Source organism: Paenibacillus oralis (genome assembly GCF_003863965.1).
Lineage (GTDB): Bacteria > Bacillota > Bacilli > Paenibacillales > Paenibacillaceae > Fontibacillus > Fontibacillus oralis.
Genome location: NZ_RRCN01000001.1, coordinates 3,178,647 through 3,192,510 on the forward strand (window position 1 = coordinate 3,178,647; position 13,864 = coordinate 3,192,510).

The 13,864-nt window shown below is 50.3% G+C and carries 9 protein-coding genes; 8 read left to right on the forward strand and 1 reads right to left on the reverse strand.

Features of this window, described 5'->3' with window-relative positions:
* Positions 1-52: 52 nt before the first annotated feature.
* The 3 genes from EHV15_RS14420 to EHV15_RS14430 all read left to right on the forward strand — a co-directional run bounded on the left by EHV15_RS14420 (position 53) and on the right by EHV15_RS14430 (position 3,747).
* The gene (locus EHV15_RS14420) at positions 53-2,524 is read left to right on the forward strand and encodes a glycosyl hydrolase (protein ID WP_128631817.1); all 2,472 of its coding nucleotides are present in this window, start codon (positions 53-55) and stop codon (positions 2,522-2,524) included.
* Between the two features lie 181 nt (positions 2,525-2,705).
* The gene (locus EHV15_RS14425; RefSeq protein WP_128631818.1) at positions 2,706-3,149 is read left to right on the forward strand and encodes a thiol-disulfide oxidoreductase DCC family protein; all 444 of its coding nucleotides are present in this window, start codon (positions 2,706-2,708) and stop codon (positions 3,147-3,149) included.
* A 121-nt stretch (positions 3,150-3,270) separates the two neighbouring features.
* Positions 3,271-3,747 carry a DUF5680 domain-containing protein gene (locus EHV15_RS14430; RefSeq protein ID WP_128631819.1) on the forward strand — a complete coding sequence of 159 codons (477 nt, stop codon included), beginning with the start codon at positions 3,271-3,273 and terminating at the stop codon, positions 3,745-3,747.
* 523 nt (positions 3,748-4,270) lie between these two features.
* Here EHV15_RS14430 and glf read toward each other — a convergent pair.
* Entirely contained in the window at positions 4,271-5,380 is a 1,110-nt protein-coding gene (gene glf, locus EHV15_RS14435) for a UDP-galactopyranose mutase (protein WP_128631820.1), read from the reverse strand.
* Between the two features lie 139 nt (positions 5,381-5,519).
* Here glf and EHV15_RS14440 point away from each other — a divergent pair, with 139 nt between their 5' ends.
* The 5 genes from EHV15_RS14440 to EHV15_RS14460 all read left to right on the forward strand — a co-directional run bounded on the left by EHV15_RS14440 (position 5,520) and on the right by EHV15_RS14460 (position 13,749).
* The gene (locus EHV15_RS14440) at positions 5,520-6,401 is read left to right on the forward strand and encodes a LysR family transcriptional regulator (protein ID WP_128631821.1); all 882 of its coding nucleotides are present in this window, start codon (positions 5,520-5,522) and stop codon (positions 6,399-6,401) included.
* A 195-nt stretch (positions 6,402-6,596) separates the two neighbouring features.
* Positions 6,597-9,524, forward strand: coding sequence for a glycoside hydrolase family 3 C-terminal domain-containing protein (locus EHV15_RS14445; protein ID WP_246061562.1), 2,928 nt, complete (start codon positions 6,597-6,599; stop codon positions 9,522-9,524).
* 70 nt (positions 9,525-9,594) lie between these two features.
* Positions 9,595-12,057, forward strand: a complete 2,463-nt coding sequence (locus tag EHV15_RS14450; RefSeq protein WP_128631822.1) for a glycoside hydrolase family 3 C-terminal domain-containing protein — start codon at positions 9,595-9,597, stop codon at positions 12,055-12,057.
* Positions 12,054-12,665 (forward strand): hypothetical protein, encoded by a 612-nt coding sequence (locus EHV15_RS14455; protein WP_128631823.1) that lies wholly within the window; start codon positions 12,054-12,056, stop codon positions 12,663-12,665. The genes EHV15_RS14450 and EHV15_RS14455 overlap by 4 nt, the downstream gene beginning before the upstream one ends.
* Positions 12,666-12,732: 67 nt before the next feature.
* Complete coding sequence (locus EHV15_RS14460) at positions 12,733-13,749, forward strand: glycosyltransferase family 2 protein (RefSeq protein WP_128631824.1); 1,017 nt, start codon at positions 12,733-12,735, stop codon at positions 13,747-13,749.
* Positions 13,750-13,864 lie beyond the last annotated feature (115 nt).

Below are 13,864 nucleotides of genomic sequence, written 5' to 3' on the forward strand. Positions count from 1 at the left end.
ACTTGCCTTTAGAAAAGTTGTATATTCTTTCCGCACAAGGAGGAAAACATTTATGGCGAGTAGGGTACGAGCAAGGTCCAAAGCAATTTTTTTACGGATTGCGGCTGCGTTTTTGGCAGTCATTCTGGCGTCAACGGTGATCGTGGCAGCGCCGGGCCAAGTCCTGGCCGCAGGAGACAATCTGCTGACAAATCCCGGATTTGAAGCCGGGGATGCCGCTTGGGAGAAGTGGGGAAACCCGGTGGTTACGACAGCGGAAAAACACAGCGGGAACCAGTCCCTTCAGGTGAAACGAAATACGGGGGGAGCTTCCCAATCCGTGGCCGTGAAGGCCGGGAAAACATACCGGATCGGAGTTTGGGTTAAATTTGCCGGCACCGGCGTGACCAGCCATACGATTTCTATGGAGTACTTCGGTTCCCAGCAGGGAAAAGAAAGCCTGAAATTCTCCGGATCGACGGACTGGGAGTATCAAGAAGTCTTATTTACTCCTGCTGCCGGTGTGCAGCATGTCCGGGTATCTTTTTGGAATAACACGGCGGTGGATTATTTTATTGACGATGCGGTAATTCGGGAATATGCGGACGAGGAACCGCCAACCGCACCCGGAGCATTGGAGACGGAGCATATTCAAAACGGCCTGAAGCTGACCTGGACAGGTTCTACGGATGATTCCGGCGTGGAGGCATACCAGCTTTCCTACAAGAAGACGGAGGATTCCGGCTGGCAGACTGCGAATGTCCCCCACGTGGAGGGGCAAAGTGAATACACCTATAGCCTCGATAATCTGGAAGCCTATCAGGTATATGCGATCAAGCTCGTTGCTGTGGACGAGGCGGGCAACCTATCGGACGCCGTTATTGGGCTGGAAGCCACACCAGGCCCCAACCTGGTGGAAAATCCGGGGCTTGAGACCGGTTCCGTGTCGCCTTGGGAGGTATGGAAAAACCTTGAGACCACCACGGACAATCCGCATAGCGGCCAATACGCCCTGAAGATCAAAAATCTGACCGGCGGCGGCACCAAGAAAATGAACGCAACGCCCGATACCACCTATTTGGTCAGCTTTTGGACCCGGTTCGCCAGCGAGCCGGTCACAAGCTTCGGACTAGATTTCAGTTTATTCGGGTCAACGGAAACCAAGGTGCCAATGACTACCCCGGTCAGCACGGAATGGACGAAGACCCAGGGGAAGGTTAAGGCCGGAATCAGCGACAAGCTGATGAGACTGGCCATGTGGAATACGACGGGCGTCGTCATGTTTATGGATGATGTTTTTGTAGGGGCCCTGCCCGAGCTTCCGGAAAACCTTGAGCCCAGCGTCCCGGCCAATGTTAAGGTAAACGGTGTGGACTGGGTATCGGCGGACCTGAGGTGGGAGGCGTCGGAAGGACCTTATGGGGTAAAGGCTTATACGGTATCCTATAAGGAAGAGGGGGAAAATGAGGAATGGCGGACGGTAACGGTTCCCGCTGTCCAGGGGCAGACGTCTTATTCCTATAAACTGGAAGGCTTATCTCCGGAAACGGATTATGACATTGAAGTAAAAGCTGTCAGCGAAGGAGATCTGGTTTCGGAGGGAGCGGCTTTACGGGCAGCCACAAGCTCTGTGAGAGCCTCCAACCCGGATGCCTCCGCCGAGGCGCTATCTCTGCTGGAGCGTTTGTATGACACCACGGGGAACGGTATTTTTACAGGGCAGCACAATTATTATGAGGACCCCTCCAACTGGTACAATAAAGCAGCCGGAATAACCGGCGTTTATCCGGCCTTGTGGGGCTCCGATTTTGCCTATTATACGGGCGGCGACTTTGCGGGCTTAAGACAAAAGATGATTAATACCGCCATCGCCAAAGCCCAAAGCGGCGCCATGATCACCTTGACCTATCACCAAATTCGTCCTTTTGATCCCAAAACGGCCGGATGGGAAAGCGTAAAAGCGAAGGTAACGGAGGAGCAAATGGAGGAGATCGTTACCCCCGGTACGGACCTGTATAATCAGTGGGCAGCTCAGGTGGACGAGGTAGCCGGTTACCTGACCCAGCTTAAGGACGAGGGAATCCCTGTTTTGTGGCGGCCTTACCATGAGATGAACGCGGAATTTTTCTGGTGGGGCGGACGCCCGGAGCTGTTCAAGCAATTATGGATAAACATGTATGACAGGTTCACCAATGTTCATCATTTGGATAACTTGATCTGGGTATGGAGTCCAAACGCGGAAAGCGAATGGGCCTTTGACTCGGCTCCTTATTATCCTGGACACGACTATGTGGATGTGCTGGCCATGGATATCTATAATAACGACTACAAGGACGCCTATTATGAAAAACTAGTGGACCTCAGCGGCGGAAGACCTATCGCCATCGGCGAAAACGGGGAGCTGCCCGACCCTAAGGTATTAAAGGAAAAACAACCCCGGTTTGTCTACTTTATGACCTGGTCCGAATACCTGACGAATAAAAATTCCGCGGAGAAAATCAATTCGCTGTATCACGATTCGCGTTCGATTAATAACGGGAATTAATGTTAAAGTAACGAAACGCACCGTATTTGCTCAAACTTTATACTCGAAAAAGGTTCCTCTGAAAAGGGGGGCCCTTTCTCCTTGCAAAGATTTTCATTCAAATTTAAATGAATACATTGCTAAAAGTTAACCACCTTATATTACAATAGACAGTACAACAGGTTGAAAGGGGGCTCCCGCTGTGAGCGAGGCGGAAAACCATGCCGTCGTTCTTTTTGACGGAGTATGTAATTTTTGCAACGGATCAGTGCAGTTCATCATTCGGAGGGATCGGGCCGGTTACTTCCGGTTTGCCTCGCTGCAGTCGAATGCGGCGAAGTCGCTGCTCGCCGTGCGGACGGAAGCGCCCAGTCTCGACTCGATCATTTTGATTGAAAATGATCGGGTATTCACCGAATCAACCGCGGTGCTTCGTATCGCTCGAAGATTGGATGGGGTCTGGAAAGGAGCGGCCCTGTTTCTCATCGTCCCTAAACCGGTTCGGGACTGGGCCTACCGCTTATTTGCCCGAAATCGATACCGCTGGTTCGGTAAACGCAGCGAATGTATGTTGCCGACACCGGAGCAGCGGCAGCGGTTTATAAGCATGGATGAAGCGGAGGAAGCCTTGAGTCCCAATTTGTGAATTTATTAAATTACTAATAGGGTACGGTCATAAAAGATTCCTCTGCAAAGGGGGATATGCTACAACGGAACAAGAACGTTTGTTCGCGAATAAACAGGTGCATCGTAATGGAGGATTTCAAATGTCTATTAATCATGAACAGCTTACTAACTTCCTTGTAGAAGCTAAAAGAAACACTTATGCATCCCAGGGTGATGATGCATCGGTTCAACCTTTATTAAACGGTTCAAAACAACTCGAATATCGCAGTGGTGATTATTTTTATCGGGATATTTACTTTGGCTCGGCTTTCTTTATTGGACAAGAAACGGTTGAGTTTGAGAATCGTCCAATCTGGTCAATGGTCTATTCAGGCGGTGTCATCATCCCGAATTCAGATGAGGATATCATTGGTACGATCTATAGTTTTCTGCGACAAGCATTAAGGTTAGTCGATACAAAGTCGATATATCGTGGTCCAAACCGCTTTGAATCGGGCAATTACATTTTCAACAATGAGTACGAAGGTACTCTTGATTGCTTTTACGGGAAGGAAATCATTCTCATGGGCGGTCAAAAGGTATATGAATTGCAATACAATGGAGGGGTAGTTAGATAACCTCTCCTATCAACAATAGTTACGATCTACATGTGCTTGACATCAGGAAGGCGTAACTTTTTAGGCGTAGATCCTTTAAGCGAGACCGTCATTCTAACGGTTGTGAGCATCGTTATTTCGTTAAAATGTAGGGGAAACCAAATTTAACGGTTGCGGCAGAGCTTATTTTGCCTTTTTTCTGCAGATTCAAGCCTTTTCACCCCAATAAGCGCGATTACAACCGTTAGAAATTGAAATCCCGACTTTTCGGCTAAATAAGCTCGACTACATCCGTTAGCGAAATACTGGGAGAACATAACGGAAAAAAAGTCGCTATTTCGGCGATATCAGCCCACTTGAGAATAGAGGGAATTTATGCCTCTATTTTCCATCGTTGTAAGGAAATGCCCTGTTCTGAACCATTCAGAGGGAAATAAGTACAAAAAATTCCGCTAATGGGGATGAGCACTCTCTGTTGAGGAAAATAAGACCATAAAATTCCCCTATTTTTCCAGGCCGAAAGATTTTGCAATCCGGGACCTCCTCAACCCCGCTCCCCAAACTCCTTATCAACCGCGGCCAAGGCGGCGCCGATGATTTGGTGCATGTCATAGTATTTGTAGGTGGCCAAGCGGCCGCCGAAGATCACATTTGCCTCGGCATCGGCCAGAGCCTTGTATTTCTTGTAGATTTCATTGTTTTTATCGTCGTTGATCGGGTAATAAGGCTCGTCTCCCGGCTTCCACTCCGTTGGATATTCGTGGGTGATGACCGTTTTGTCTTGCGTTCCGAACTCAAAATGTTTATGCTCGATGATTCGCGTATACGGTGTTTCTCTATCCGTGTAATTGACCACGGCATTGCCTTGATAATTGGCGGTGTCGTTCAATACGGCCGTCTCGAACCGCAAACTCCGGTATTCAAGCACGCCGTAGGCGTACTCGAAATATTGGTCGATCATGCCAGTATAAACAATCTTTTTGGCCAGTGGTTCAAACTCTCCCCGGTCATGAAAAAAATCCGCATTTAATCTAACGTCTGCGCCCTCAAGCATCTTTTGTATAATGGCCTGGTAACCGCCGATCGGGATGCCTTGATACGTGTCGTTAAAGTAATTGTTGTCATAAGTAAAACGGACGGGCAGGCGTTTGATGATGAAGGAAGGCAGCTCTTTGGCGGATCTTCCCCACTGTTTTTCCGTGTAGCCTTTGATCAGTTTTTCGTAGATATCGGTTCCGACCAGAGAAATGGCCTGCTCCTCCAGGTTCCGCGGTTCCGTAATGCCAGCGGCTTTCCTTTGTTCGTCGATTTTCCGTTTAGCCTCATCCGGGGTGACGACGCCCCATAGTTTGTTGAACGTGTTCATATTAAACGGGAGATTGTAGATTTCCCCCTTGTAATTGGCGATGGGCGAATTAGTATAACGGTTGAATTCGGCAAACCGGTTCACATAATCCCAGATCGCTTTGCTGTTGGTATGAAAAATATGGGCGCCGTATTTGTGCACCTGAATGCCTTCGATCTCTTCCGTGTAGACGTTTCCGCCGATGTGGTTTCTTTTATCGATAACCAGGCACTTTTTGCCTCTTTTTTTGGCCTCATAAGCAAAGACGGCTCCGAACAAACCCGCGCCGACGATTAAGTAATCATACATGTCGAAACTCCTTGTAATGTTATACTCCCATCACATCTTAGCATAATCACGCTGTGCCAACTACAGCGCGCCGATAAATTTATGCTATACTATTGGCTAATGAGTGTCCGGGACGGGGATGTAGGGGGTTCTAGCCGGAATGAATACCGAAGCATTGGAATATTTTATCAAGGTTTACGAGAAAAAAAGCGTTACGGCGGCAGCCAAGGACTTGTACATAACTCCGCAAGGAATCAGCAAGACCATCAGGCAGTTGGAGATGGAACTGGAGACCGAATTGTTCTACCGGGGCCCGCGGGGGATGGAGGCGACCAAAGCCGGCGAGCTGCTGCATGCCCGGGCCAAACATATCCATTACCTGATCGAAGACATCAAAAAAGAGATCCGGATCATGAACGGCAGAAAAGGGACTTTAAACGTGGTCATTACCTATTCGATCTCATCGGTGCTGCCGGTGGATTTTTTGTATCGGTTTTCGGTGAATTATCCGGAGATTCAAATCAAACTGAAAGAATTCCCCGACGAATATCCCTTGACGAAGATTTTTCAGGAAGAAGCGGATGTTGGTCTAGTGATCGGGATCGAAGAGATGGACGATTGTGAATTTGAGATGTTGGTCCGCGGCGAGGTCGTCGTTGTCGTCGCGAAAAGCCACCCCCTAGCCGGCAAAGATGAAATTTCCGTGAAAGAGCTGGCGAACGAAGCGCTGGTCGTTAAAGCGGCGGGAAGCGGGAAGGAAAACGGGTTTGTCGAAAAATGCCTGGAGCAGGGCTTTACCCCTAATGTGATCCATGAGTTCGGCAATATTATTTCGGCACACCGGCTGTGCGAGAGAAACGGAGCGGTGGCCGTTTCGATCGATTTTGTGGAGAACTCCCTGAACAATGACAACCTGAAACGGATCAGGCTGAAGGAAAAGATCCCCCAGGATATTTATCTCGTATTTCGCAAAAGGGGGATCCAATCGAAGGCAATTGCTTTGTTTCAAAGTTATGTCGCGGATAAATGCAAGTCGTTTTGACGGAACGAACCGCCCGTCGAAACGGCTTTTTTCGTTATAAACTAAAAGTTACCGCCCCCTAACAATTGGTTGATAGTTATTTGCCGGCCGATGGAGTAACCTTAGCTAAGGGTACCCGTTAACTTGCAATCATGAAAGCACATACAAAATTTTTATGATTGTTGCAACTCGGTTATTTACATAGGAGGCGAAGAAGTGAGCAAGTCAGGAAGAGGCAAGAAAACTTTTAAGGCATGGGCGGCATTATTTTTGGCGCTGGCCATCGGTACGGTTGTAACCGTTTCAATGGCGTCGGTGGCAAAAACGATCCAAATCATGCTCGTTGCGGCCATTATCCTTTCCGTTATCGTATTGATCAGCGGATTCATGTGGGCAAGAAGGAACCAAACGGAGCGAAAAGGCTTAAGAAGAACTTTGATGGCGCTGCTTAGTTTGGGGCTCGTCATCGTGATTGGCCTCGACGTGGCCGTATACAAGTATCAGGTGGTCATCAACCAATACCTGTCCAAAGCGAAGATCGACGACGCGGCGCTAGCGAAAGCTTCGGCGGATTCCAAAGCGGTTACGGAACAAATCGAAGACGAGGGGATCGTGCTGCTCGAAAATAAAGAGCATGCCCTGCCTCTGGATATAAATAACGACAAGGAAAAAAATGTAAACGTATTTGGCCAGGCATCCGTAAAAATGATTTACGGCGGAAGCGGCTCCGGTTCGGGAGACGAAAGCGCGAACGTCACGATCCAGCAAGGCCTGGAGAACGCCGGGTTTAAGGTGAACAGCGAACTCACCGAGTTCTATAAAGCCCATGCTCCCGAGAAAAAGAAAACGGACACCTTTAATCTGGATGGCGGCGACTATACACTCAGCGAACCGGCCACCAGCGATTTCAGCGACGAACTGCTCGCTAAAGCGGAGGAATTTTCCGATGTAGCGGTCATCGTCCTCTCCAGATCAGGCGGCGAAGGCGGCGACCTGCCGTTTGAAACGGCGGAATACGGCGGTTCCAAAGACCGCCATTACCTTGAGCTGTCGGAAGCGGAAGAACAAATGATCGACATGGTCACTTCACGCGATTTCGCAAAGGTGATCGTGGTGATTAACTCCAGCAATGCCATGGAACTTGGGTTCCTGGAAAATAAGGGGATCGACGCCGCGATGCTGATCGGCGGCCCCGGCTCGACCGGCAATAACAGCGTCGGAAGCATCCTGGCCGGCAAAGTGAATCCGTCGGGCCGCCTGGCCGACACCTATGCTTACGATGTATCGACATCCCCGGCTTTTTACAATGCGGGCGATTTCAGGTACTTGAATACCAAACATAAATCCGTAGACAAATTCGGCAAAGAGAGCGAAAAATACCACGCTTTCGTCAATTACGTCGAAGGCATTTACGTCGGCTACCGCTATTATGAAACCCGTTACGTCGACAATGCGACAGGGCAAGTGGACGAGGCGGCGTATCGCAAAACGGTCCAATACCCGTTCGGTTACGGCTTAAGCTATACGAATTTCAAGCAGGAAATTACGGACTATCAAACGACGAACGATAAGATTACCGTCGAGGTCAAAGTGACGAATACCGGCAATGCGGCCGGCAAGGATGTCGTGCAGCTGTATTACACTCCGCCTTACTATGAGGGCGGGATTGAAAAATCCCATGTCGTGCTAGGCGCTTTCGATAAAACCGAAATCCTCGAGCCCGGCGCTTCCGAGACGGTCACGCTGGAAATCCCGGTGGAAGACATGGCGTCTTACGACTACAAGAATGAAAAAGCATATGTGCTGGAAGCGGGAACTTATGGGATCAAGCTGATGAAAAACGCCCATGAGGCGATCGATTCCAGAACGTATGAAGTGAAAGACACGATGGTTTATGGCGGAGACAACAAACGCGCTTCGGATCAAGTCACGGCAACGAATGTGTTTGATGATGCCATCGGCGATTTGACCTATGTGTCCAGAGCCGATTGGGAAGGCACCCTGCCGGCGCAGCGGACTCCGGAAAAGGAAGCTCAGCAGGAACTGGTCCAGGCTTTGGAAAACAAACAGGTGACCGACAATCCGGACGACCAGGATATCGTCTTGGCCAAACACGGTTTGGAACTGGAAGATATGGCCGGGCTGGACTACAACGATCCGAAATGGAGCGAACTGCTGGAGCAGCTGTCCGTTGAGGATATGGCGAAATTAATCGGGTTTGGCGGCTACGCAACCCAGCCGGTCGAGTCGATCAACAAACCGGCCACAACCGATCTGGACGGCCCGGCCGGCATCAATGCGCTGCTAACCGGCATTAACGGCGTGCAGTTTATGAGCGAAGTGGTGCTGGCGTCGACGTGGAATGTGGAGCTCGCTCAAAAAATGGGCGAAGCTCTGGCGAACGAAGCGCTGGTTTACAGCGTGACCGGGATGTACGCGCCGGCCATGAACATTCACCGTACACCGTTCTCGGGCAGAAACTTCGAATATTATTCGGAAGATGCTTTCCTTTCCGGCCAAATAGGAGCCTTTGTGGTTCAGGGAGCCGCGTCCAAAGGCGTGTATGCTTACATCAAGCACTATGCCCTGAACGATCAGGAAACGAATCGCGACGGTGTGGCCGTTTGGACCAATGAACAGGCGGTTCGCGAGATCTACTTGAAGCCTTTTGAAATTTCCGTCAAGCAAGGGAAAACCACCGCGGTCATGTCCTCCTTTAACCGGATCGGCACGACATGGGCGGGCGAACATTACGGCCTGTTGACCACCGTGCTGCGCGATGAATGGGGCTTTAGGGGCATGGTCATCACCGACTGGGACCTGTACCCGCATATGGATGTGGACCGGGCGATCCGCGCAGGGGGCGACCTGATGCTGACAACGCTGGGCGACAAACCGACGAAACTGAGCACGGACACGAATACGGGGAAACAGGCGATGCGAAAAGCGAGCCACAACATTCTTTATACCGTGGCGAACAGCAAAGCTTTGGAAATCAACGCCGCGCCGTATCCGTACTGGCTGCTGCTTCTCGGCCTCGCCAACATCATCCTTCTGGCCTTGCTGACGCTCGGGTTCTATAAGGTCACGCACCGGAAGGTCCGTAAAATCGAAGCTATTGAAACGCAAAACCAAAATATATAGATTATATAAGATCTTTAGGCGGTAGCTGATTGTCGGCTACCGCCCAAAGGCTAAAATGGGGTAGTTGGAGATGAAACACAAACACTTGATAGAACAGATGACATTGGAGGAGAAAGCTTCTTTAATGTCGGGGAAAGATTTCTGGCAAACGCAGGATATTCCGCGCTTCGGCGTTCCCAGCATTTTTCTGGCGGACGGACCGCACGGCATTCGCAAACAGGCGGAGGCGGCGGACCATCTCGGTCTGAATCCGAGCCTTCCGGCCACTTGCTACCCGACGGCCGCGACCGTGGCCAACAGCTGGAATACCGAACTGGGCGAGAAGCTTGGCGAATATCTCGGCAGGGAGGCGCTTAGCCAACGAGTCCATGTGCTGCTGGGGCCGGGCGTAAATATGAAGCGAAATCCGCTGTGCGGCAGAAACTTCGAATATTTCAGCGAAGATCCTTACCTGGCCGGCAAACTGGCGGCGGCATATATCCGGGGCATTCAGGCGCAGGGTATTTCCGCCTGCGTGAAGCATTTTGCCGTCAACAATCAGGAAGAAAGACGGATGTCGATCGATACGATCGTCGACGAGCGGACGCTCAGGGAGATTTATTTAACCGCGTTTGAAATCGCCGTAAAGGAAGGCCGGACCAAGACGGTGATGTCTTCCTATAACATGCTGAACGGCGAATATACGAATGAAAACATTCATTTGCTGCGCGAAATCCTGCGCAAAGAATGGGGGTTCGATGGGGTTGTCGTCACGGATTGGGGCGGCAGCAACGACCGCGTGGCCGGTCTGATCGCCGGGAACGAGCTGGAAATGCCGACGACGGCCGGGGAAACCAATGCGGAAATCGTCCGGGCCGTGCAAAGCGGACAACTCAAGGAAGAAGTATTGGACGAATGTGTGGACCGGCTGCTTGAGCTGATTTTTTCCACGGAAGAAGTGTTCAAGACAGCATCGGATAAACAACAGTATGACATGGATCAGCACCATCGCGTGGCCCAGGAGGCTGCCGAAGAATCTATCGTGCTGCTGAAAAACGAAGGTAATATATTACCGATTAACGATGGCGTGAAAGTAGCGATCATCGGCGAGTTTGCCAAGGAAGCGCGTTATCAAGGGGCCGGTTCTTCGATCGTTAACCCGACCGTGCTGGACCATACTCTGGATGGTTTGGCGGAAGCGGGCTTGACGAGCATCGGGTATGAACCCGGATTTGAACGGTACGGCAAGAAAAACCGGGGGAAAATCACCCAAGCGTGCGACCTAGCCAAGCAAGCGGATGTCGTGCTGTTATATATCGGCCTGGACGAGGTGACCGAAGCGGAAGGCCTGGACCGACAAAACATGAAGCTTCCCGAGAACCAGGTTGAACTATTAAACGCCTTGTACCGGGTGAATCCCAACATCGTGGCGGTTCTGTCCTGCGGCTCCGCGGTGGAAATGCCGTGGATCGATAAAGTGAAAGGACTGGTGCACGGTTATTTAAGCGGTCAGGCGGGAGCCAAAGCGATCCTGCGGGTATTGACGGGAGAAGTGAATCCTTCCGGAAAACTGGCGGAAACGTATCCGCTCCGTTACGAGGATACGCCGTCTTTTCATCATTTTCCCGGCAAGGAAGTCAGCGTCGAGTACCGGGAAGGCCCCTATATCGGCTACCGTTATTATGATACGGCGCAGGTAGAGGTGCTTTTCCCGTTTGGATACGGCCTTAGCTATACGACTTTTGCCTATTCCGACGTGCAGGTGAACCGGGATGGCGCCACTTTTAAAATTACGAACACCGGCAGCGTGCCGGGGAAGGAAATCGCCCAGCTCTACGTTGGCTGCCAATCGGGAAAGGTCTTCCGGCCGAACAAAGAACTGAAAGGATTTGCCAAGGTATACGTTAATCCGGGCGAGACGAAAATGGTCACGATCCCTTTTGACGACAAGGCGTTCCGTTATTTTAACGTGAACACGAACGGGTGGGAAATCGAAGCCGCAGAATACGAAATCATGATCGGCGCCTCCAGTGCGGATATCCGGCTAACCGCAACCCTTGAGGTAGAGGGGACGGGGGCGGCGCTGCCATATGAGAAGGAGAATCTTCCTTCCTATTATTCGGGCAAAGCGAGCAAGGTTAGCCAGGAGGAATTCGAACACCTGCTTGGACGGAAAGTTCCGGTTTCCACGTGGGATCGGACGCAGCCGCTTGGTTACAACGATACGATCGCTCAATGCCAGTATGCCAAGGGCGGCGTGGCTAGACTTGCTTTTCGCCTGATGAATGTTGCCCATTGGTTTTTGTGGAAAACCGGAAAAAGAAGCACGGCCAACCTGATCATGATGTCGGTCTACCATATGCCGTTTCGCGGCATTGCCAGAATGACCGGCGGGATCGTGAACATGCCGATGCTGGACGGCATTCTGATGATGGTCAACGGCCGTTTCTTCAAGGGCCTTAAGCATTTTCTGAAAGAGAGAAGCAAATTGTTAAAGGGCGTCAAAGCGCCTGCAAGCCTGCCAGCCCAAGCCACAAAAGGAGAAGAAATATGAGCGGTAGAAAAACAGCGGCCAGGCCGCTGGGCCTTTGGGCCCGATACAAAGAAAAACATCCCCATATTGCGCAGTTTCTGATATTCTTTATATTGAGCAATGGCATTACCGTCTTGCAGTTGTTTTTAATGCCCGCATTTAAAAGTCTGTTTGCCCGGACGTCTCTAGTAAACAGCAATTTTCAAATTTTGCAGTTTGGGCATAACTTTGACGGCAGCCTTTATTATGTATTCGATTATGCGGCAGGCCCGCTGGCCGCGGGCGGCGGAGGCGGTCTGGCTTATTTTCTCGCCGTGCAAATCACGATTGCGATCGCCCAGATTCTCAATTTTTTTGCGCAAAGAAGCATTACGTTCAAATCGAACAGCAACATTTGGCAGGCGGCGTTTTGGTACGTCGTCGCTTATGTCGTGATCACGCTCGGGGCCGCGGCGGCTCAAGGCATCTACAAGGCGCCGATCTACAACCTGTTCATCAATACGTGGGGATGGGGAGCCACGGGCGAGACGACGGCCGACGTGATTACGATGATTATCAACAGCGCCATTTCGTTCTGGGTGTTTTTCCCGATTTTTAAAATCATTTTTAAACAGGAACCCGAAAAGTAGGAACAGTTAAAGTGTGAGTTCCAAAAGACGATCTTTTTGAACAACCTCTTAAAGGTAGAGTGAATCGATGAAACTATTATCCGTGGTAATACCTTGCTACAACTCGCAAGATTACATGAAGTACTGCATTGAATCCCTTTTGCCTGGGGGAGAGCAGGTGGAACTGCTGATCGTCAACGACGGCTCGGCGGACCAGACCGGGCAAATCGCGGACGAGTACGCAGCCCGGTACCCTGGGATCGTCAAAGCGATCCACCAGGAAAACGGCGGACACGGGGAAGCGGTCAATGCCGGAATCCGGCATGCAACGGGCTTATATTTTAAAGTCGTCGACAGCGATGATTGGGTGGATGTCCGGGCATATCTGAAAATCCTGGAGACCCTAAGCGTTTTAGCACAGGAAGATCAACATGTGGACATGCTGGTCAGCAATTTCGTCTATGAAAAAGAAGGCAAGAAGTACAGAAAAATCATGAAATACGATGATGTGCTTCCGGAAGGCCGGATTTTTACGTGGGATGATATCCAGTGTTTTCGCAAAGGCCAGTACATGTTAATGCATTCCGTCATGTACAGGACGCAGCTTCTCCGGGATTGCCGGTTGGAGCTTCCGAAACACACCTTTTATGTCGACAATTTATTTGTGTATACCCCGCTGGCGCATGTCAAAACGCTCTATTATGTCAACGTCGATTTTTACCGGTATTTTATCGGCAGGGAAGGCCAGTCGGTTCAGGAGAGCATTATGATCCGCAGAATCGATCAGCAAATTAAAGTCAATAAACTGATGATTGACCAAGTGCAGCTGGATATGATCGAAAATCCGAACCTGCGCCGCTATATGTTCAGGCATCTGGAAATCGTCACGGTCGTATCGGTGATTTTATTGATCCGCTCGGGAACGGACGAACATCTTGAGAAGAAAGATGAATTATGGGACTATATTAAAAATAAAGATATGAAGCTGTACCAGGATCTGAAATACGGCCTGATGGGAAGATTGATCAATTTGCCCGGACGGGCCGGCCGCCGCATTTCCGTGGGGGCGTACAAGATTTCGCAAAGGTTGGTAGGGTTTAACTAACGTGGGGAGCAGGAGCCTGTAGGGTGTCCTGCTTTTCTTTTCCCATTAGAAAGTGAAGGAAATCTATAGTAGAATATCTTTGAATATCCCGTCCATCATACAGAAGAGGAACCAA